The following is a 20,732-nucleotide window of genomic DNA, read 5'->3' on the forward strand; positions in this document are numbered from 1 at the left end:
GACCGTCTTCTGGTCGCTTTTTGACCGACAGCGCCAGAGCAGGGTGTTATGCCTCGACTATGACCGTGATATTACAGCAAGCCATTCCCTATGATCCACTCGCCCAAAACCCGCTGCCTGGCATTAAGCCTGCGGACCCCAGGGCCTGGTTGCATCGCGACGATGCGTTTTCTGCCCAGATGCAACGACGCGCCGCGCTGTTGGCGCAGCAAAAACTGGACGTCTTGGCGCAAAGCCCCGAGGCGTTGGCACCCGCGCAGGAGTTGCTGGAACTGGTCATTCAGCAAGTTTATCCGAATGTCTCCGATCACGTTGTGCGGCCCGACGGTGTGCGGGTTGAGGTTGACCGGGAACGCCCGTTGGAAACGCTATGCCATTTGGTGCAAGAGGATTTCTGCATTCTGCAGAAACACGATGACGAGCATGTTTTGACTGGCGCGATCCTGTGCTTTCCCGCAAGCTGGATGCTGTCGGAAAAGTTCATGCGCCCGTTGATTGGGATCCATGAGCCGGTTGACGCCTACGACGCCAATATTGCCCGCAGAGTTCAACGTTTGTTTGACGGCATTCAACCCAACCGGCCACTCTGGCGGTTCAATGCGCTTTGGTACAATGACGCCGAATTGTTCCAACCGCGCAGTCTCATGCAGCGACGCACACCGCGGGACGAAAATTCGGCCCGATATCTGCGTAGTGAACGTCAGACTCTCTTGCGTTTACCTGAGACAAACGCAGTGGTGTTCGCGATCCACACTTATGTAATGGCCGCTGATCAGGTCCTTAAAATGGAAAACCCCGCCTGACGGCGGGGCCTCCAAGGAGGGTCTTGGGTAATTTGATTACATGCCAATCGCGCTGGCGACCTCGGCAAAAGCATTCGTAGCGTTCAGGCCAAAAATCGCTGTGGTAAAAGCCAGAACCTGAGTGTTGAGGCGGAAATCCTCACCCCGGATCAAATTGACTGCTGCCAGGGATATGGCAATCGGTGTCGATATGCTTGCCACAGCACCAGTCATGCCCCAGCTGGTCAGTCGCAGAATATCGCTTGGGCGTTCCGTTTCGTCCTCGGACTGGTGAATGTTGCCGGCGGGCAGGGGAGCATCAGCCTCGGTCCGGAAGGCGATACTGAGCAGTTGGTCGTCACTTAGCTTGATCGGACGCGGCTTGGCGTGTTTGGTCTGTGTATCTTCCGCATCAGGATCGGGCAGATCAAGCCCCGCAAATGGGCCGCTGACTGCTTCGAATATCTGCTTTCGGTTCCGGGCGTTGCGCGGCGCAATTGAATCAAAGGCACTCATGAATTGTTCGATGGTCAGAACCGTTTTGGGCGACAACCATTCGACACGACGGGTCGTGCAGATGTCGACCATTCGGTACAGGATCACCACAAGCATCAACTCGGATATTTCACTGTCATCGAGCAGTTTTGACACCGGACAAATCGAGATCGTCAGCCGGTTTCCCGGCAGCGTAACCGCAGCACGCGGCATAGTTTTGAGACCAGCGGTTCGATCCATCCGCTCATGGTGATTGTGATCTACTTGGGTTGGTTCCGAGTCCAATGTCAGACGCACGAGATATTGGCTGCTGACGATACTGGCCTCCGATGCGCTAAGAAGCGTCTTGCGCTCGACCAGATGGCCATAGTCACCCAGCGTCGTTGAGACGACCTCGCACAGACGCTCAAGCGCGCCATCTGCCGACCCGTCAAACTGGAGGCCACCGTGGTAACTATGCTTTGCAGTCACAGCATGTTCCTTTGCTGTCATAATCTTCACAACAAATTAACAGGCGAAATGGCGCAAATTTTGACCAAAATGGAAAAAAGTCGAAATATTCCAAGATTGATTACGCTTTGGAAACCAAGAAAATCGGGGTTTCCTTAAATCTATGTGGCAACAATGTGGCCGAATTCAGGTGCTCTGACGTCAAGCCTATGACTGCCCTAGTTGTCGATTCGCGCCGCCATGATTGCAATGGATTGCTGGTAGACCGAGGCCGCATTCCATTGCTGTATGACCGCAAAATTCGGCTCTCCGGGTTGATAGCCGCGACCGGGCTTCCACCCTTTCTTACGTAGAAAACTCGCGGTCGAGGCGAGCGCGTCGGTCATGTTATAAAAATCGACCCGACCGTCACCGGTGGCGTCCACACCATAGGTCAGGGCGTTGCCGGGCAGGAACTGTGTATGCCCCAGCTCGCCATGTTTTGCCCCTTTTGTCGCCATCGTAAGGGTACCTTGGTCAACCAGTTTTAAGGCGCCGATAGCGTGCGGGATGAAGAATTCGGATCGGCGACAATCATAGGCTAATGTCGTGATTGCGGAAACAACCTGACTATCTCCCATGAAACCTCCAAAGCCGGTTTCCATGCCGTGAATGGCAATCAGCACACCCGCCGGTACGCCATATTGACGCTCGAGCGCGGCGTAAAACTGCGGATTGCGAGCTTTGCGCTTGCGCCCTTGCGCAACGATGGTGTTTGCCCCGCGCACCTGCATGAATTTGTCTAATGAGTATTTAAAGCTCTTCTGATTGCGATCCGCGGCAATCGTACGTGTTGCATATTGCGTCTGCGCGAGCGCTTGCAGACCCTTCTTTTTCACACCCGCCCGTTTGGCGGTTTTGGCAAAGTCGGCTTTCCAGGCCTCAAACCCGCTGCTGGTATTCCCACAAGGGGCGGACAGTGCCACTGAGGGCAGAAGGAACGCGAGTGCAGCGTAAAGGCGAAGACGAGGCATAGAGGAAATCCGAGTGCAAAAAAAATCTACGCTTAGCCTAAGCCGAGTTCGACCTACCGCAAAGTGGTTTAATAGAGATCAAGCTCGTCTGTGCCTTTCAGGGATTCGAACCATTCATCCGGGGTTTTGTCGATCTTGGCATGTTTGACCATCATCGCGTTCATATTTGGCAGACTGGATGAGTCCGGCCATTCATCGGGGTGCCACAGGTTTGATCGAATGATGCATTTGGGACAGTGCGCAAAGACGGTTTCGACATGGATTAACAGGGCCAGCTTGGGCACGCGTCCACCGACGGCCATGTTTGAAAGAAGTTCGGGATCTGCGCTAATTCTCGCGGATCCCCGCAGGCGCAGAGTTTCCAATTTTCCGGGGACAAAGAATATCACGCTGACGCGCTGATCTTTCAGCAAATTATGAAACGTATCCACGCGCTTGTTCCCAGGCCGGTCCGGGATCGCAATCATCAAGTTCGAGAGCACCTGCACAAACCCCGCAGGATCGCCACGAGGCGAAATATCAAGATACCCATCGGGATTGGCCGAAGCGATCAGGCAGAACGAGGACATGCCGATGAAGTCTCGACACATCTCATCAAGTGCAGGCAATTCCTTTGCAATGATCTGCGGCAAGGGTTGCCCGCAAATGCGTTCCAGATCTTTCTCCGAGGTTACAAGTCCTGAATACTCAGAAAAGGGTTTGTCGCTTGCGGGCATGTGCTCTCTCCGCCTGATGTTGAGCTCAAATTTTGAAAGATCATCATCGATCCGTCAAATCTCGCAGAGATACAGAAAAAGGGGCGCCCGATGGGCGCCCCCTGAGAATTTTCGTCGAAAATTCTTAATCAGCAGCTGTAGTACATGCCGTACTCAACCGGGTGAGGTGTGTGCTCGTAGGTTTCTACCTCTTCCATTTTCAGCGCGATGTAGCCGTCGATCTGGTCTTTGGTGAACACGTCGCCTTGCAGCAGGAAGTCGTGATCAGATGCCAGCGCTTCCAGAGCTTCGCGCAGGCTGCCGCAGACGGTCGGGATGTCGGCCAGTTCTTCGGCAGGAAGATCGTACAGGTTCTTGTCCATGGCTTCGCCCGGATCGATCTTGTTCTTGATGCCGTCCAGACCGGCCATCAGCAGCGCGGCGAACGCCAGATAGGGGTTTGCGGCCGGATCGGGGAAGCGGGCCTCGACGCGCTTGGCTTTCGGGCTTTCGGTCCACGGAATACGCACGCAGCCTGAACGGTTGCGGGCCGAATAGGCGCGCAAGACGGGGGCTTCGAAACCTGGGATCAGACGCTTGTAGCTGTTGGTCGCCGGGTTGGTGAAGGCGTTCAGCGTTTTGGCGTGCTTCAGGATGCCGCCGATGAAGTACAGCGCCTCATCAGACAGGTCGGCGTATTTGTCGCCGGCGAACAGCGGCTTGCCGTCTTTCCAGATCGACATGTTCACGTGCATGCCGGTGCCGTTGTCACCTGCGATTGGCTTCGGCATAAAGGTCGCCGATTTGCCATAGGCATGTGCAACGTTGTGGATCACGTACTTGTATTTCTGCAGCTCATCGGCCTGCTTGGTCAGGCTGTCGAATATCAGGCCCAGTTCGTGCTGACACGATGCAACTTCATGGTGGTGCTTGTCGACCTTCATGCCCAGACGCTTCATGGTCGACAGCATTTCCGAGCGCAGGTCCTGCGCTTCGTCAACGGGGTTTACGGGGAAGTAACCACCTTTGACGCCCGGACGATGGCCCATGTTGCCCATCTCGTATTCGGTGTCGGTGTTCCACGATGCATCAGTCGCATCAACTTCGTAGGATACCTTGTTGATACTGTTCGAGAAACGAACGTCATCAAAGAGGAAAAATTCGGCCTCAGGACCCATGTAGGCCACATCACCAATACCGGAAGCCTTCAGGTACGCTTCGGCTTTCTGAGCGGTGCCTCGCGGGTCACGTTCATAGGCTTCACCAGTGTCAGGCTCCACAACCGAGCAGTGCAGGCAGATGGTCTTTTCCGCATAGAACGGATCGACATAGGCGCTGTCGGTGTCGGGCATCAATTTCATGTCGGAAGCTTCAATCGACTTCCAGCCCGCGATGGACGAACCGTCGAACATAAAGCCCTCTTCCAGGAAGTCCTCATCGACCTGATCGGACATGATGGTGACGTGCTGAAGTTTGCCGCGCGGGTCGGTAAAGCGGATGTCGACGTATTCGGCGTCTTCATCACGGATCAGCTGAAGAACTGCGTCCTTGCTCATACTATTTGTTCCTCTGATTTGAAGATTGCTGTGTTACAGGGCTTCCGAACCGGTTTCGCCGGTGCGGATACGAATGGCTTGTTCGATAGGTGAAACAAAGATTTTTCCGTCCCCGATCTTGTCGGTCTTTGCGGCGCCAACGATGGCTTCGATCGCAGCGTCAACCTGATCATCATCCAGGACGACCTCGACCTTTACCTTGGGTAGAAAGTCGACAACATATTCTGCGCCGCGATAAAGTTCGGTGTGACCTTTCTGGCGACCAAAGCCTTTCACCTCGACCACGCTGAGGCCCTGGACTCCCACGTCCTGCAGCGCCTCTTTCACTTCGTCCAGTTTGAACGGCTTGATGATCGCTTCGATCTTTTTCATTCCGGCTCACCTTGTATGGTTGTCTTGATGGCAATGATCACGTCTAAGATCGGGCGGCAATGGAACCGCGAATTTGGTCGCCTTGTGGTGCTGCAAAATCGTGCAACGGGTTAAATTTTGATCGATGTGCACAAAATGTAATCAGAATTGAATCGCGTGAGGGCGCAATATGGCAGAGTTGCTGACAGCGGCACAGATGCGGACGATCGAAAAGTCCGCGATTGAGTCCGGTGATGTGAGCGGACTGGAGCTGATGGAGCGGGCGGGGCGCGGTGTTCTTCAAGCCGTATTTGAAGAATGGCCAGAGCTGCAGCGGGGGCCAGCCCCCGCACCCCCGAGGTATTTGGGGCCAGATGAAGAGGATCCGCCGCGTGCGGTAATTCTTTGCGGGCCAGGAAATAACGGGGGGGATGGATTTGTTGTTGCACGCTTGCTGCGGGAGCGCGGATGGGAGGTGGCGGCATTTCTTCTTGGTGAACCGACGAAGCTGCCACCAGATGCGCGTGTGAATCATGACAGATGGGGCGAATTGGGGGAGGTTCACCCATTTTCCGAAGTGTTTGCCGCGCATCAAGGGGCTGACCTTTATGTCGATGCGTTATTCGGGACGGGCTTACAGCGACCGCTTGAGGGTGATGTTCTAAAATGGGCAGAAATGACTGCCTCGGATCCAGCCATCGCCGAAAAGACAGTATCCGTTGATATGCCGTCTGGCCTGTGTTCCGATAGTGGGCGTGAGCTGGCCCCGGGGACCGCGACGGTTCAGGCCAGGCTCACGGTATCGTTTCATACTGCAAAGCTGGGGCATTATCTGGGGCTGGGGCCGGTCAGAAGTGGCCGATTGGTCGTCAAGGACATTGGTTTGGAGGAGGGAGTTCAGGGCGCGGTCAAACTGGTGACCACCCCTGATGCTGATTTTTCGAAGGCAACTGCCTTACACAAATATGCGCATGGGCATGCCTTGATTATTAGCGGAGGTGCGGGGGCAACCGGCGCGGCAAGGCTGGCGGCACGTGGTGCATTACGCATCGGGGCCGGATTGGTGACGCTGGGTGTTCCACCCTCGGCTCAGATGGAGGTTGCCAGTCACATCACTGCGCTGATGCTGCAGCGGGTCCAGAGCGGCGATGATCTGATGGAAGTCCTGATGGATGCGCGGTTGAATGCACTATGCCTCGGTCCTGGTTTGGGGCTGGCGCGTGCGCAGGAGCTGGTTCCTGCGGCGCTGGCCTCGGGGCGTCCCGCAGTGCTGGACGCGGATGCTTTGACGGCGTTTGCTGATGCGCCAGAGGTGCTGTTGGACATGCTCCATGACAGATGTGTTCTGACACCGCACGGGGGCGAGTTTGCGCGATTGTTCCCGGAGATCTCCGAAAAGCTCTCGATCAAGCCGGGCAAAGGGCCGGCTTATTCCAAAGTGGATGCCGTGCGTGAGGCGGCCAAGCAGGCTGGCTGTGTGGTACTATACAAGGGCCCTGACACGGTGATTGCTGCACCGGATGGGCAATGTGCGATCAATGCGGCGCTGTTTGACCGGGCCGCGCCCTGGCTGGCGACAGCAGGGTCGGGCGATGTGCTTGCCGGGTTCATAACGGGACTACTGGCGCGGAGCTTCAACCCGATGGCTGCAGCCAAGACCGCAGCTTGGTTACATGTGGAATGCGCCAGGCAATTTGGGCCGGGGTTGATTGCTGAAGATCTGCCGGAACAAGTGCCAGCGGTATTCGCACGGCTTGAAATCAATGGGTCATAGGCAAATATTGGCCGATCGCGGGTCAAAGCGGCAATGTTTCGCCTTATGATTTACCTGTGCGCATAACGGGTGTTTGCAAGCTGCAACACGCAGCGCAAGAATTGTCTTGCAGGTTAGCTGGGTGCTGCTTTCGAACTAGGTCAAAATATTGATTATAAAACGCTTTCCCTGAAGGTCCCCGCTTCCGCCTGTTGCAGAAATGCAATGCCGGGCTAATAAGCTTTAGCAATCATTGGAACCGTTAATCCAGGTGCGCATATCGGCAATATCAAAAAAACTGACCCATCTATGGTGAATGACATGACAGTGAATTTTAAGCTGACTTCGATAGCAGCGGCGCTTGTCGCAACAACGGCAATCCCCGCCGCCGCCGAACTGAAATACGAAAACAACACGGGCGGTTATGTCCTGCTTTATGGTCAGTTGCACCCGGCCTTAATCTCGGTTGACGACGGTGAAGAGACCGAAACGCGCGTTCTGGACAATGACCTGTCAAACAGCCGCGTCGGTTTGGAACTGTTGCAGCCCTTCGGCAACAACGATTTCACCTTCCGTTTTGAAACCGGGCTTGGTCTGCCAAGCTCGAGCGAGTGGAACCAGCTGGGCACAGATTTCAGCGGCTGGACGCGTGAAGATATCCGTCACGCGGATTTCGCACTTGCCGGTGACTGGGGTAAATTCTCGGCCGGTCAGGGCAGCATGGTGGCCGATGGCGCTGCCGAAGTGGATCTGTCTTACGTTGGAACCGCGCTGTATTCCTTTACCAACGATGAGAATGGCGGGTTCTTCTATCGCGGTACTGACGGTTTTCTGAGCGACATCACCGTTGGCGATTCCAGCAGCAACTTTGACGGTGCGCGCCGTGGCCGCGTTCGGTATGACACGCCGGAGTTCAGCGGTTTTAAGGCCGGCATCGCCTATGGTCAGAACATTCTGTCCAGCAGCGATGACGATGACTATTACGATATCGGCCTTCGCTATAACAACACCTTCGGCGGCGGGGTTGAATTTGCAGCGGCGGTTGCATACTCGGTGCGCTCGGCTGACGATGGATCGGGGGACCGCAAGGATACGATCGGGTCGGCCTCGGTTATGCTGCAAAACGGCCTGAGCTTCACCGTAGCCGCCGGTACGCGGGACAATGACGCGGATGGTGCGTCTGACCCGAACTACTTCTACGGCAAGATTGCCTATGAGGATCAGTGGGTATCCTGGGGTAAAACCGGTATCGGGATCGACTATTACTCGGGCTCGGACTTCGTAAATGACGGCTCCAGCACCGATGCTTGGGGCATCGCTGTTGTTCAGCGTATCGACAGCATCAATACAGATGCATATCTGAAATACCGCAATCACGATTTCGAAGATGGCGCTTCGTTCGACAACAACGAGGCGTGGGTGCTGGGGGCCCGCTGGAGGTTCTGATTTCTCAGCTTTCGATGATCGAACGCTCCGGCCTGTGCCGGGGCGTTTTTTCGTCTTTAATAGGGGTAAAACCAGCCTGAAAGGGCCTTTGCCTCTTGCACGCAGGCGGCTGTGCAAATAGAAGGCGTCAAATTTGCCCGGCGCGCCCGTTTTGCGCGCCCCGAATCCTATGGGGACTACCAAAATGCAGGTTACCGAGACGCTGAACGAAGGTCTGAAGCGCGGCTACAACATCGTTGTGACCGCAGCCGAGCTGGACGACAAGGTCAACGAGAAACTGACCGAAGCGCAGCCCGAGGTTGAAATGAAGGGTTTCCGCAAAGGCAAGGTGCCGATGGCTCTGCTGAAAAAGCAGTTCGGCCAGCGCCTGCTTGGCGAAGCGATGCAAGAAACCATCGACGGTGCGATGAACAAGCACTTTGAGGACAGCGGCGAACGTCCTGCATTGCAGCCCGAGGTCAAGATGACCAACGAGGACTGGAAAGAAGGCGACGACGTAGAAGTTGCGATGTCCTACGAAGCGCTGCCCGAGATTCCGGAAGTTGACCTGAAATCGGTCGAACTGGAGAAGCTGGTTGTCAAAGCGGACGACGCAGCCGTGGAAGAAGCGCTGAACAACCTGGCTGAGACCGCGCAGAACTTCAAAGCGCGTCGCAAAGGTTCGAAAGCCAAAGACGGTGACCAGATCGTGTTCGACTTTGTTGGTAAGGTTGACGGCGAAGAGTTCGAAGGCGGTTCGGCTGAAGATTACCCGCTGGTTCTGGGCTCGAACAGCTTCATCCCCGGCTTTGAAGAGCAGTTGGTTGGTGTGAAGGCCGAGGAAGAAAAAGACGTCAACGTCACCTTCCCCGAAGAATACGGTGCTGAGCATCTGGCCGGCAAAGACGCCGTTTTCACCTGCACCATCAAAGAGGTGAAAGAGCCGGTCGCGGCTGAGGTCGACGACGAGTTGGCCAAGAAATTTGGTGCCGAAGATCTGGCTGGGTTGAAGGCACAGATCGCTGAGCGTCTGGAAGCCGAATATGCTGGTGCGTCCCGTGCAGTTATGAAGCGCGCTTTGTTGGACGTGCTGGACGAGAAAGTCTCGTTCGACCTGCCGCCGTCACTGGTAGAAGCCGAAGCCAAGCAGATCGCACACCAGCTGTGGCACGAGGAAAACCCTGACGTTGAAGGTCACGATCACGATCCGATCGAACCAACCGACGAGCATAACAAGCTTGCCGAACGCCGCGTGCGTCTGGGCCTGCTGCTTGCCGAACTGGGCCAGAAGGCCGAGGTTGAAGTGACCGACTCGGAAATGACACAGGCGATCATGAACCAGGCGCGTCAGTACCCGGGCCAGGAGCGCCAGTTCTTTGAATTTGTGCAGCAGAACGCCCAAATGCAGCAGCAGCTGCGTGCGCCTATCTTTGAAGACAAGGTTGTCGACTACGTCTTCGAACTGGCTCAGGTTGCGGACAAAGAAGTCAGCAAGGACGATCTGCAAAAAGCCGTTGAGGCACTGGAAGAGGAATAATCCTCTTCCTTCCCCCTTTAGGGGTCAAAAAAAGCGGAGCCGTCTCGAATTAGACGGCTCCGCATGGGTGGCTTTGTACTATGAGGTGAGGGGGTCAGGCCTCATGAGCAAAAGCACGGGGGGTCTGTAACAGAGCGGTCTTCTGCTCTGGAGTGAATGTGTCGGACAGCGCTTCGATCAGTTTCAGCACTGCCTGCCTTTCTTCTTCCGTCTTGGCCGCACTCATCTGTTCGACAAAGTACTTCTCAAGATCGGTGAGCGGCTTGTGGTCACGATTTGCCGGGCTGAGTTTGGAGGCCTTTTTGGCCTCGAAGAACTCCAGCGCCTTTTCTTCTTCGATAAAGACATCGTGGTGAATGTCTGCGAATTCGCGAAGACCCGAAATCCTCTCTTCTGTGCAATCCAGCAACGCCGCCATGGCCGGTACCTTGCCCATCGGAACGGTTTCGCCCACATAGTCGTAAGGCGCACAGTTCGAGCGTTTGAGAACGCGGTTCATAACCGGGTCAATCACGGTGATGATGTCCTGGATACCCGCGCTGCGGCAGTATTCCAGAGATCCGATCATCAGCTCACAGGTCGCGTAAGAAACCGAGTTCTTCTCTTTCCCTCGGGTCAGTCGCTGCGTGTCGACGCAGAAGCGGGTGGATTCCCACATGGTCGCGCTGCGCATTGGCGCTTCGCCGCATAAGATATCCGAGAACACATCTGAAAGCATGTGCGGGCCGGTTGTCTGGAGTGCACGTACTGCGGCTACGACGTTCCCCTCATCGTCGAGACCAATTACGTATGCAGGATCCAGATGATCGAACTGATCGATTTCTTTGCCGTCTTCGATGTGGACGTCCCATCCAAGTCGCCCGCCAAAAACCCGAGCGCGCAGTTCGAACATATCGTCAAGAACTTCGGTGAACAGATGTCTGTTCAGCCCATCAACTACCAAAATCATGTTAACCCCCTTCGAGTGATCTGTCTGTGGATAAGACGTTACCCGGTTTCCACAGCGAATCTATTGGGGGTTTCCCGTAATATTGGCTTTTTTTAGCCCAATTTCGGCAAAATTTGGCTTTATCCTGGGTAGATTAAGCCGATTCCGATGGCCCGGCCGACAGCCTGCGGAGTCGTCAGTGCATTAAGCTTTTCGCGAGAAGAGCGCAAGTGCACCTCAACCGTGCGGTGCGAAATCGACAGTATATCGCCGATATCTTGTTGCGATTTACCCGCTGCGGCCCATTGCAAAATCTCCAATTCTCGGCTGGAGAGGGTCGGGTGGTACAGCATCCGGCTGATCGTATCCGATGTCATGACATTGTCATGGATGTGTACGGCCAATGATTGCAGGTCACTTATCACGTTGGGCACCAGTTTCTTCCACTCATCCCGGCTGCACTCGCGCACTGCGCTAAGCAAGCCGATATCTCCGTACGGCCCGCGAACCGGAATCGTAATGCCTTGATCTGGAATGCCAAAATCATGTGCATCGCGAAAAACGCGCTGGAAATCTTTACCGCGTTCCAGACGGCTCCAGTCGACCGGAGCGATACTGCGCTGGCTCATGTGCAGCGTCGGATCGATCAGGTGCAGGCCTTGCTCTTGATAGTGGGTTTTCCAGTCGTCCCCATAGGTCACATGGCCGTGAATCGTACCTGCAGCAGGATTCATACCCGCATAGGCTGCGTGGTCCATTTCATATTTGTCACAGACCTGACGCAGGAACTCGTCATACCGAGTATCCTGTTCGGGAAGAGTGCTGAGATCAACAATATCCATACGGTAACGACCAGTTAGACCCGAGTGAGCGGGCGGATCCCCTTGGCCAGGAAAATGATACTGTCTTCCCTGACGTCAAGCAGGACACCACATTTCGCTTGTCAAGACAAGAAGATGTGGGAAATGTCTGCCTTTTAGAGGTAAATGTGCCTTTCGGGCACACAATTACGCACCTTTAAAAGATTTAACGTCAGAGTTGTGCAGTAGGTCATGGGATTCGCCGTGGCATTTCGAAGGTTATGTATGTGCATTACAATCGAAATGCGAATTAAACATGCCTATTCTGTGGCAGAAACCAGACCCGTCTCGACGAGCATGCCCCTGGCCTTTGCTTCGGGCCAATATCCTTTGGCATAAAGAAAGATGGCACGTTGTTGATCTCCATCAGACAAAAGCCAGGCGCCTCGCAGGTATTTTCCGGCAAACTCCAGATTGGTATCGGCGTCCAGCAGGCCTTCGGCGTTTCCAGTGTAACCCATTGATCGCGCAGTGGCCGGGAGGATTTGCAGAAGCCCATAATAGGGCCGGTTCACCGCCCACGGTCGATGTGTGCTTTCACGGATGGCCAGCTTGTGCACCAACTCCCGCGGGAGCTCGTAGTGGTCAGCCCATTTATTGATCGAGGCGCGAAGCTCGGGTGTTTCATTGGGGTAGAGGGGGGGATCGAACGTATCGCCGGAACCCGAGCTGCCAGGACTGCCACAAGCTGCAAGCGGTGCCATAAGCAACAAGGTTAAGACGCGGCGACGAAGGAGGGGGGTCATCAAAATACTCCTGATTGCGAATGGCGATGATATGAAACCCTCGCCGGTCTGCAAGGCCAGGCGAACAATCGGGCCGAATTTTGCTTGCGATGTAACAAAAAGAAAAAGGGCCGCATAAAAGCGCGGCCCTTTGAAATTGGATATGCAGCCAGATCAGGCTTTTGCTTCGTCTTCTTCGACCGGAGCTTCTTCGGCAACCAGATCTTCGTCTTCCGAAGCGGCAGAGCCTATGTCGTCGAACAGTTCGGCGATTTCGAATTCGGCAGCGGCTTCTTCTTCAGCAGCCAGTTCCTGGATCGATTTGCCCGATGCCTGCAGTTCGGCTTCTTCTTCCGAACGTGCGACGTTCATCTTGATCTCGACTTCTACCTCGGGGTGCAGGTTGACTGCGACCGAGTGCAGACCCAGTTCCTTAATCGGAGCGATCAGGGCAATCTGTTTCTTGTCGACGGTGAAGCCAGCTTCGGTTGCGGCGTCTGCGGCATCACGCGGGGTGACCGAACCGTACAGAGCGCCGGCATCCGATGCCGAACGAATCACGATGAACTGCTGACCGTCCAGCTTTTCAGCCAGCGCTTCAGCTTCTTTCTTGGTTTCCAGGTTGCGTGCCTCAAGCTGGGCTTTCTGGGCTTCGAATGACGCGATGTTGGCGTTCGATGCGCTCAGCGCTTTGCCTTGGGGCAGCAGGAAGTTGCGGGCGTAGCCGGGCTTGACGTCAACGACGTCGCCCATCTGACCCAGTTTCGCAACGCGTTCCAGAAGGATAACTTGCATGTCAGTCTCTCCTTACTTCACGGCGTAGGGCAGCAGGGCGAGGAAGCGGGCGCGCTTGATAGCACGGGCCAGTTCACGCTGCTTTTTCGCCGAAACGGCGGTGATGCGCGAAGGTACGATCTTGCCACGCTCAGAGATGTAGCGCTGCAGCAGACGAGTGTCTTTGTAGTCGATTTTCGGCGCGTTCTCACCCGAGAACGGGCAGACCTTGCGGCGGCGGAAAAATGGTTTTGCGGCCATGGTTTATGTCCTTTCGTCAGGCGTTGATCAGCGGCGCTCGCGGCGGCCTTCGCGCTCATCGCGCTTCTGCATCTGGACCGAGGGGCCCTCGGCATGCTCGTCGACCTTGATGGTCAGAACGCGCATCACGTCATCATGCAGGCGCATCAGGCGTTCCATTTCCTGAACCGCACCCGAAGGGGCATCGGTTTTCAGGAAGGCATAGTGGCCTTTGCGGTTCTTGTTGATCTTGTAAGCCATCGTCTTGACGCCCCAGTACTCGCTTTCGACGACGTTGCCGCCGTTGTCAGCCAGAACGGTGCCGAAATGTTCGACAAGGCTTTCTGCCTGCGCGTTGGACAAATCCTGACGCGCGATCATTACATGCTCATACAGTGGCATGTGCACTCCTGTTTATATCAAGGCGCATTTCAAAGGCGGGGCCATATGGTCCTTCGCGACCCTGCCACGAGAGGCTGCGCGATTCATAACTCCTGCGAAGGATGGCCCCGTATACACGTTTGAGCGGGCGGGGCAAGCCCTGCCACATATGCCTTTGTGAAGTCGCCCTATTTCCACTGGTGCGCCCAATTCCTGACGCTTTTCGCCCCGAGGTTGTTCATGAAGCCGGGAGAACCCGGTAGATTGGAAAACATAGACAGGGCAAGACAATGGCCGTCATGAACACAAACACTTTTGAACAATCGACGCCTGCTGCGGTATTTGATAAATCCGTCCCCGTTCTGATTACGTTTGCGCCGAATTGGCGGGCTCGGATGTTTCTTCTGCGTGCCGTTGGTGTCTTTCTGATCGTGTCGGCCTTTTCGATGTGGTTGATGCCGGGTTCGGTTATGGGAGCCGAGGTTTGGCCTATCAAGTTGGTCGCTTCGCTGATGTTCCTGATTGTTGGCGTCAGCCTGCTGACCATCGAGGTGATGGATGCGCGCCCAGACGCCTATTTTGACCCAATCCGCCGCGAGGTTCGCATTCTTCAGAAAAACGAAAACGGTCGGCCGCAAACGGTATTGCGCCGCAGCTACGACTCGCTGGGAGGCGCGCGTTTCGCTGACGACCAGGTCGAACTGTACGATGTAGACGGAAGCCTGCTGATGAAGCTGCCACTGGAATCGGCGGATGTTGGCTCAGCGCTCAAAGGTCAACTCAGCCAAAACGTAACAATTTTCGCCTGATTTTTATTCTGTTCAAAAAGGAACAGAAGTTGTGAATCAAAAAAACTTGTGTGCCGCCCTTGGGCGGCACATTTTCGTAGGTGAGCAACCCACCCGGTTTGCAACAACACCATTGCGGAGATTGTTATGAAATCCACCCTTATTGCTGCTGCTTTGGCCGTATCGGCGACCACAGCATTCGCCAGTGCTGAAAAATACGTTTTGGACTCCAGCCATAGCCAGGTCATCTTCAGTTGGAACCACCTTGGCTTTTCGACCACCACGGGCATGTTTTCGGGCTTTGAGGGCGAAATCATGTTTGATCAGGAAGACCCGGCAGCATCAAGCGTGACTGTTTCGATGCCGGTCGTTGAGATGATCACCGGTTGGAAGCCGCGCGAAGATCACTTCATGACCGAAGATTTCTTTGGCGCAGCCGAAGGTGATCTGGTGACCTTCACTTCAACTGGTATTGAGGTCACTGGCGAGAACACAGCCAACATCACCGGTGATCTGACCATGAATGGTGTCACCAAATCCGTGGTTCTGGATGCCAAGCTGAACCAAGTGGGTGAACACCCGATGGCGGGCAAGCCATGGGCCGGATTTGACGCCACCACAACGCTGGTGCGCAGCGATTTTGATTTGGGCCAATTCGCTCCATTCGTGGGTGATGAGGTCGAGGTCAAGATTTCGATCGAGGCACAGAAGGCCGACTAATCCCTTCATGATCCCAAAAAGAAACCGTCGGGGTTATGCGCCCCGGCGGTTTTTTATTTGTTGTCGCGTTCTGCCGTCAATTCGACTGCCACGATAACCGTGAACCCCAACGAGTCTTCGGTGGGTTGCGATGTTCCAACGTCGAAATCCATTCGGTTGAGTTCCAGATTCCCCGACATCGTCGCTGCATCGTCGGCCAGTTCCAGCGTAAATGGCAGGACGACATCGATAGATTTGTCCCGGATTGTCAGAGGTCCTCGCGCCTCATAACCCGCATCCGTTTTGAACAGGTCGGCCTTAAATTGAGCCGTAGGAAACTGCGCACTGTCAAAGAAATCCGCACCCATCGCTTGGTCGGTGACTGTGCCGAGGCTGAGTGAACCAATGGCAATCGTTACATCGACGGAACCGGCCAACCCCGGCTCGGCGGGATCCTCAAACGCTATCGCTGCAGTCCAGTCTGCAAACTCGCCGCTTACGGGACTGCCCAATTGCGAGATAGTAATCGACAGGGATCCGTCTTCGACCTCCCATTCCGATTGAACTTGCGCAAGTTCGGCCGTGTCTTCGGTTGCTTTGGACTGGTCGTCAAAGACACCGGTGGACCAACCTCCGACCAGCACCGCGCCCCAGATTGCCAAGGCGGCGAAGGCGGGAACAATGGAATGGTGCTGCGCCGGGGGTTCCGGCGCGTCCGATTGGCCGGGCAGCATACGGCGCAGGGTACTGTCTTTGTCCACGACATGGTGTTTCAGCGCGCCCGCTATGTGCAGCACGAGCGCCACACCCAGGGCCCAGACGAAAAGCCAATGCAGGCTGGCGCTGATGTCGGCAAGGAAAGCTGACTTCGGAATAAGCGGCAGGTTCTGACCAAGGGGCCATAGGATCGGCGCGAAGCCGTCGGTGGCGGCGTGGTGGATCCAGCCGCTGAGCGGAGCCAGTACAAGCGAGCCGTACAGCAGCCAGTGCACAGTTTCGGCGGCGAAGGCCTCGGGTTTGTTTTCAGCGTTCAGCAAGCCCGGCTTCGTCTGGGTAACAGCCCAAAGGATTCGGGCCAGTGCGACGAAGAACACGGTAACACCAATGGTTTTGTGCAGTGAAAACAGCTGGGCGGCGCGGGCGATGTCATCCTCGGTCGTGGGAATGCTCGGATCGTAAATCGCATGGGCCAATTGGTTCGCGAACCAGCCCAGCGGCAGAGCCGTCAGGATCAATAGCGCGGTCAGCCAGTGAAATGCTTTGGTTACACCACCATAGCTGGACCGGGTGTTGGTAAGGGGCATCGATTGGCTCTCCGAGTTTCTGAATTGAGGGTAAGTTAAATGGATGCCGTGTGGACACAAGACAGAGAAATGCACAGTAAAGGTGTCCTGATGCAGAACGCAGGCAATGCTTGTGCCGCGCCGATTGTCAGTTTAAACCCCGCCGAAATCTGACGTCACGCAAGAGGCACCAATGACACGCGCGTTTGTTTTCCCCGGGCAGGGCGCCCAGACCATCGGAATGGGCAAGGCCTTGGCTGAGACATATCCAGCCGCCCGCGCCGTTTTCGATGAGGTCGATGAGGCCTTGGGCGAAAAACTGAGCGATCTGATCTGGGACGGCGATATCGCAGAGCTGACCCTGACTCAGAATGCACAGCCCGCGCTGATGGCAACCTCGATGGCCGCAATGCGCGCACTTGAAGCCGAAGGCGTTTCGATTTCAATGGCATCTTATGTGGCGGGTCACTCGCTGGGTGAATACTCGGCGCTGGCTGCGGCCGGAGCCTTGACGGTTACCGATACTGCCCGCCTGCTGCGGACGCGCGGGCAGGCGATGCAAAGTGCAGTGCCGGTGGGCGAGGGCGCAATGGCTGCCATTCTGGGGCTCGATCTTGAAGCGGTGCGCGCCGTTGCGGAAGAGGCCGCGCAAGATGAGGTCTGTCAGGCTGCCAATGACAATGACCCAACCCAGGTAGTCGTTTCTGGTTCAAAAGCCGCTGTTGAGCGCGCAGCCGAGATCGCCAAGGAAAAAGGTGCCAAGCGTGCAATTATGTTGCCGGTAAGTGCTCCATTTCACTGTGCGCTGATGCAGCCTGCGGCAGATGTAATGGCAGAGGCATTGGCTTCGGTTGAAATCAAAGCGCCTGCCGTGCCTTTGGTTGCGAATGTTCGCGCCGAAGCTGCGGCTGACCCAGATATGATCCGTCAGTTGCTTGTGGAACAGGTAACCGGATCGGTCCGGTGGCGCGAAAGTGTACAGTACATGGTCGCGCAGGGTGTGACCGAAGCGTGGGAGATCGGCGCGGGCAAAGCTTTGTCGGGCATGATCCGCAAGATCGACCGAGCATTGGCGTGCACAGCGGTCGGGACGCCTGAAGATGTACAAAAAGCCGTTAACCCCGGCGCATGAACAAGGGACAGCCGCCGGATTCGGCGGCCAGAGAGGAAACATAGATGTTTGATTTGACAGGTAAGAATGCGTTAATCACCGGTGCTTCGGGTGGTATTGGCGGCGATATCGCCCGCGCGCTTTACGACGCTGGTGCAACTGTTGGCCTTTCCGGAACGCGCGTGGAGCCTCTGCAAGCTCTGGCCGACAGCCTTGGCGATCGTGCGCATGTCTTGCCGTGTAACCTGAGCGATCCCGAAGCCGTCGAGGCCCTGCCGAAACAAGCGGCTGAGGCGATGGGCTCGGTTGATATTCTGGTGAACAACGCAGGCATCACACGCGACAACCTGTTCATGCGCATGTCGGATGAAGAATGGCATAGCGTGATCGACGTGAACATGACCGCAACGATGAAGCTGTGCAAAGGCGTGATCAGGGGCATGATGAAGGCGCGCTGGGGTCGGATCGTCAATGTCTCGTCCGTTGTGGCCGCGATCGGAAACCCAGGGCAGGCGAACTATGCTGCCTCCAAGGCCGGCATGATCGGCTTTTCCAAGGCGCTGGCGCATGAGGTTGCGACCCGTGGCATTACCGTTAATGCGGTTGCGCCGGGCTTTATCACCACCGCGATGACCGAGAAGCTGACGGATGAGCAAAAGAAGGGTCTGCTGCTCAAGGTTCCGGCCGGTCGTATGGGTGATCCGCAGGAAATCGCAGCCGCTGTGCTGTATCTGGCAAGCCCTGAAGCAGGTTATGTTACCGGAAGCACCTTGCATGTGAATGGCGGTATGGCCATGTTGTAATCGCAATTCAGGGTGGGCGCGAAAGCGTTTGCCTTGTGCGTTGTCTGTGCTATAGGCGGCGCATATGCGCAGGAACCGGTCCAAGGGCCGGTTCTCTGATTTCCCGGGGACCCGGGACCCAAACCGCCCGGAAAGGGCAAAACAAGTCCACCCCGAACGGGCAAGGGCAGAACCGGGCGGACAGCCCTGAAATTGAAATGAGGAATAGACATGAGCGACGTCGCAGATCGCGTAAAGAAGATCGTTGTTGAGCACCTGGGTGTTGAAGAGGACAAGGTTGCCGAAAACGCCTCGTTCATCGACGATCTGGGCGCAGACAGCCTGGACACCGTTGAGCTGGTAATGGCGTTCGAAGAAGAGTTCGGCATCGAGATTCCGGACGACGCAGCCGAGACCATCCAGACCTTTGGCGACGCGGTCAAATTCATCAGCGAAGCTTCCTAAGCTGACCTGACTGAGACAAAAACGGCGCTTCCGGGCAACGGAAGCGCCGTTTTTTTTGCTCTGCCACATTTCGCGCTTGCTTTGAGGCGTTGAGGCTCCGCACTGTGACACCTGAGGCAAGTTTCTGAGCGGGCAAGGGCATGATAAGATCCACCCCGATGATCAACACGGCGCGTCTGACCTTGTGTGCAATGCGCCCCGAGGATTTCAACCGGTTCGCCGAAATCTGGCGCGACCCCGAAGTTGTACGCCATATCGGAGGCACCCCAAAAACGCGCGGCGAGGCGTGGGATTCTTTCCTGCGCAACGCTGGACATTGGCAGATGACCGGGTTCGGTCAATGGGGTGTGATGCTGCAGTCGAATCGTACTCTGATCGGGCAAGCCGGGTTCTTCTATGGCAACCGGTCTCTGGGCGATGATTTCGATGGTTTTCCCGAAGCCGGGTGGGTTCTGGCCCCGGACATGCAGGGGCAAGGATACGGGTGTGAGGCCGCACAGGCGGCGCACGACTGGTTCGACCGGATCATTCCGGGCCCGTTGGTTGCGCTGATCGACGCGGACCATGCAGCCTCACAGCGATTGGCTGAAAAGCTGGGCTATAAGCTGTTGCGCGAAGCTGAATACCGCGACACCCCCGTTCATCTGTTTCGCCGTGATGGACCTCCTACACGGGTGTGAAACGCATTAGGCAGTGCGATGCCGCAAAATGGACGAGCTTTGCCGATCTTGTGAAATAAAGCGGCAAACTGAGACTCTATGCTATCGTGGAATTACGGAATGATTCAGCGGAGGATATGAATCATGATGATTTACCCCACGATGGAGTTGCAGAACGGTCGGTGCGTTACGCTGGACAAGGGGCGTCTGGATGAAGCGATGATCTGGCATGTAGATCCGGTCGAGACCGCGCGCGGCTGGTCTGCGGCTGGAGCGGAATGGATGCAGCTTACGGATTTTGACGCGATCGAAGGCCGGGATACCAATTCCGAGCTGATCGAAGAAATCATTCGCTCCTCTGAAATGTCAGTACAGTTGGCAGGGGGGATGCGGACCCGCGAGCATGTTGAACATTGGATCAACAAAGGGGCTGGCCGAATCGTGATTGGCACACTTGCGGCTTGGGACCCGCAGTTGGTTAAGGAATTGGCTAAGCTTTATCCCGATCAGATCGTGTTGGCGGTCGATGTTTGGCAAGGGCAAGTGATGACCGAAGGTTGGCGCAGCCAAAGTGCGTTTACCCCGGAAGCCTTCATCGAAGCTTTCGCGGATACGCCTCTTGCAGCCATTCTGGTGACCGATATCGATAGCGATATGGAAGATGTCGAGGCGCAGCTGGGTCTGATTTCAGGACTGGCCGAAAAATCGCGTACACCGATCATAGCCAGTGGTGTCGTGCGTACCAGCGACGATATCTCTCGTCTCGCCTATATCTCGAATATTTCGGGTGCGATCGTTGGCCGGGCACTGTTCCGCAAGTCCGTCGATCTGTCCGAAGCATTGGAGGTCGCCCAATCGGCACACGAGCCAGTCGCCGAGTTCCAGTAAACTTCGGTACCAGACCACCCGCCTTTCCCGTTGAAGGAAGGGCGGGTTTTTGCCTTTCAGGCATCGTTCAACTCAATTGACAGAGGATTTGA

23 protein-coding genes are annotated in these 20,732 nt (G+C 55.8%); 11 read left to right on the forward strand and 12 right to left on the reverse strand.

The features are described 5' to 3' along the window. Positions 1-59: 59 nt before the first annotated feature. Positions 60-803, forward strand: a complete 744-nt coding sequence (locus ACR0L9_RS05255) for a heme-dependent oxidative N-demethylase family protein (protein ID WP_170612390.1) — start codon at positions 60-62, stop codon at positions 801-803. Between the two features lie 36 nt (positions 804-839). Here ACR0L9_RS05255 and ACR0L9_RS05260 read toward each other — a convergent pair whose 3' ends face one another. The 5 genes from ACR0L9_RS05260 to ACR0L9_RS05280 all read right to left on the reverse strand — a co-directional run bounded on the left by ACR0L9_RS05260 (position 840) and on the right by ACR0L9_RS05280 (position 5,363). After that, positions 840-1,769 (reverse strand): hypothetical protein, encoded by a 930-nt coding sequence (locus ACR0L9_RS05260; RefSeq protein WP_255612055.1) that lies wholly within the window; start codon positions 1,767-1,769, stop codon positions 840-842. Positions 1,770-1,945: 176 nt separating this feature from the next. Further along, positions 1,946-2,740 carry a lytic murein transglycosylase gene (locus tag ACR0L9_RS05265; protein WP_480895089.1) on the reverse strand — a complete coding sequence of 265 codons (795 nt, stop codon included), beginning with the start codon at positions 2,738-2,740 and terminating at the stop codon, positions 1,946-1,948. A gap of 68 nt (positions 2,741-2,808) precedes the next feature. Next, positions 2,809-3,456: an MSMEG_1061 family FMN-dependent PPOX-type flavoprotein gene (locus tag ACR0L9_RS05270; RefSeq protein WP_480895091.1), complete on the reverse strand. Its 648-nt coding sequence runs from the start codon at positions 3,454-3,456 to the stop codon at positions 2,809-2,811. 128 nt (positions 3,457-3,584) lie between these two features. Continuing rightward, positions 3,585-4,991, reverse strand: coding sequence for a type I glutamate--ammonia ligase (gene glnA, locus ACR0L9_RS05275; RefSeq protein WP_170396436.1), 1,407 nt, complete (start codon positions 4,989-4,991; stop codon positions 3,585-3,587). Between the two features lie 33 nt (positions 4,992-5,024). Continuing rightward, on the reverse strand, positions 5,025-5,363 hold the full coding sequence (locus ACR0L9_RS05280) for a P-II family nitrogen regulator (RefSeq protein ID WP_170422248.1): 339 nt from the start codon (positions 5,361-5,363) through the stop codon (positions 5,025-5,027). A 169-nt stretch (positions 5,364-5,532) separates the two neighbouring features. Between ACR0L9_RS05280 and ACR0L9_RS05285 the strand changes: the two genes are divergently transcribed. The 3 genes from ACR0L9_RS05285 (at position 5,533) to tig (ending at position 10,057) form a co-directional block, all read left to right on the forward strand. Next, complete coding sequence (locus tag ACR0L9_RS05285; RefSeq protein WP_480895093.1) at positions 5,533-7,116, forward strand: NAD(P)H-hydrate dehydratase; 1,584 nt, start codon at positions 5,533-5,535, stop codon at positions 7,114-7,116. Between the two features lie 300 nt (positions 7,117-7,416). Next, on the forward strand, positions 7,417-8,541 hold the full coding sequence (locus tag ACR0L9_RS05290) for a porin (protein WP_170565895.1): 1,125 nt from the start codon (positions 7,417-7,419) through the stop codon (positions 8,539-8,541). Between the two features lie 184 nt (positions 8,542-8,725). Continuing rightward, a complete protein-coding gene (tig, locus tag ACR0L9_RS05295; RefSeq protein ID WP_170396960.1) occupies positions 8,726-10,057 on the forward strand; it encodes a trigger factor in 1,332 nt (443 codons plus the stop codon). Between the two features lie 94 nt (positions 10,058-10,151). Here the strand turns inward: tig and ACR0L9_RS05300 are convergent, their stop codons facing one another. The 6 genes from ACR0L9_RS05300 to rpsF form a co-directional block, all read right to left on the reverse strand. Then, entirely contained in the window at positions 10,152-11,006 is an 855-nt protein-coding gene (locus tag ACR0L9_RS05300) for an acyl-homoserine-lactone synthase (protein ID WP_480895095.1), read from the reverse strand. 119 nt (positions 11,007-11,125) lie between these two features. Next, on the reverse strand, positions 11,126-11,827 hold the full coding sequence (locus tag ACR0L9_RS05305) for an autoinducer binding domain-containing protein (RefSeq protein ID WP_170396446.1): 702 nt from the start codon (positions 11,825-11,827) through the stop codon (positions 11,126-11,128). A gap of 278 nt (positions 11,828-12,105) precedes the next feature. Next, positions 12,106-12,591: a lytic transglycosylase domain-containing protein gene (locus ACR0L9_RS05310; RefSeq protein WP_170511990.1), complete on the reverse strand. Its 486-nt coding sequence runs from the start codon at positions 12,589-12,591 to the stop codon at positions 12,106-12,108. A 153-nt stretch (positions 12,592-12,744) separates the two neighbouring features. Continuing rightward, positions 12,745-13,365 carry a 50S ribosomal protein L9 gene (rplI, locus tag ACR0L9_RS05315; protein ID WP_170396450.1) on the reverse strand — a complete coding sequence of 207 codons (621 nt, stop codon included), beginning with the start codon at positions 13,363-13,365 and terminating at the stop codon, positions 12,745-12,747. 12 nt (positions 13,366-13,377) lie between these two features. Then, positions 13,378-13,605: a 30S ribosomal protein S18 gene (rpsR, locus tag ACR0L9_RS05320; protein WP_005608650.1), complete on the reverse strand. Its 228-nt coding sequence runs from the start codon at positions 13,603-13,605 to the stop codon at positions 13,378-13,380. Positions 13,606-13,632: 27 nt separating this feature from the next. After that, positions 13,633-13,986: a 30S ribosomal protein S6 gene (gene rpsF, locus ACR0L9_RS05325; RefSeq protein WP_068332653.1), complete on the reverse strand. Its 354-nt coding sequence runs from the start codon at positions 13,984-13,986 to the stop codon at positions 13,633-13,635. A gap of 278 nt (positions 13,987-14,264) precedes the next feature. On the opposite strand from rpsF, the gene ACR0L9_RS05330 reads away from it, so the two are divergent. After that, positions 14,265-14,774, forward strand: a complete 510-nt coding sequence (locus tag ACR0L9_RS05330) for a hypothetical protein (RefSeq protein WP_480459283.1) — start codon at positions 14,265-14,267, stop codon at positions 14,772-14,774. Positions 14,775-14,900: 126 nt separating this feature from the next. Beyond that, entirely contained in the window at positions 14,901-15,473 is a 573-nt protein-coding gene (locus tag ACR0L9_RS05335; RefSeq protein ID WP_170422240.1) for a YceI family protein, read from the forward strand. A gap of 53 nt (positions 15,474-15,526) precedes the next feature. Here the strand turns inward: ACR0L9_RS05335 and ACR0L9_RS05340 are convergent, their stop codons facing one another. Beyond that, entirely contained in the window at positions 15,527-16,756 is a 1,230-nt protein-coding gene (locus tag ACR0L9_RS05340; protein WP_170396455.1) for a cytochrome b/b6 domain-containing protein, read from the reverse strand. Between the two features lie 172 nt (positions 16,757-16,928). Here ACR0L9_RS05340 and fabD point away from each other — a divergent pair, with 172 nt between their 5' ends. The 5 genes from fabD to ACR0L9_RS05365 all read left to right on the forward strand — a co-directional run bounded on the left by fabD (position 16,929) and on the right by ACR0L9_RS05365 (position 20,640). Then, the gene (fabD, locus tag ACR0L9_RS05345) at positions 16,929-17,867 is read left to right on the forward strand and encodes an ACP S-malonyltransferase (protein WP_480895097.1); all 939 of its coding nucleotides are present in this window, start codon (positions 16,929-16,931) and stop codon (positions 17,865-17,867) included. Between the two features lie 44 nt (positions 17,868-17,911). Beyond that, positions 17,912-18,649 (forward strand): 3-oxoacyl-[acyl-carrier-protein] reductase, encoded by a 738-nt coding sequence (fabG, locus tag ACR0L9_RS05350; RefSeq protein WP_480895099.1) that lies wholly within the window; start codon positions 17,912-17,914, stop codon positions 18,647-18,649. A 210-nt stretch (positions 18,650-18,859) separates the two neighbouring features. Continuing rightward, positions 18,860-19,093 (forward strand): acyl carrier protein, encoded by a 234-nt coding sequence (locus tag ACR0L9_RS05355; RefSeq protein WP_008756330.1) that lies wholly within the window; start codon positions 18,860-18,862, stop codon positions 19,091-19,093. 140 nt (positions 19,094-19,233) lie between these two features. Continuing rightward, a complete protein-coding gene (locus ACR0L9_RS05360) occupies positions 19,234-19,773 on the forward strand; it encodes a GNAT family N-acetyltransferase (RefSeq protein ID WP_170403143.1) in 540 nt (179 codons plus the stop codon). Positions 19,774-19,896: 123 nt separating this feature from the next. Next, a complete protein-coding gene (locus tag ACR0L9_RS05365) occupies positions 19,897-20,640 on the forward strand; it encodes a 1-(5-phosphoribosyl)-5-[(5-phosphoribosylamino)methylideneamino]imidazole-4-carboxamide isomerase (RefSeq protein WP_170396463.1) in 744 nt (247 codons plus the stop codon). Positions 20,641-20,732 lie beyond the last annotated feature (92 nt).

The sequence above is a fragment of the Ruegeria sp. I3 genome (genome assembly GCF_056532525.1).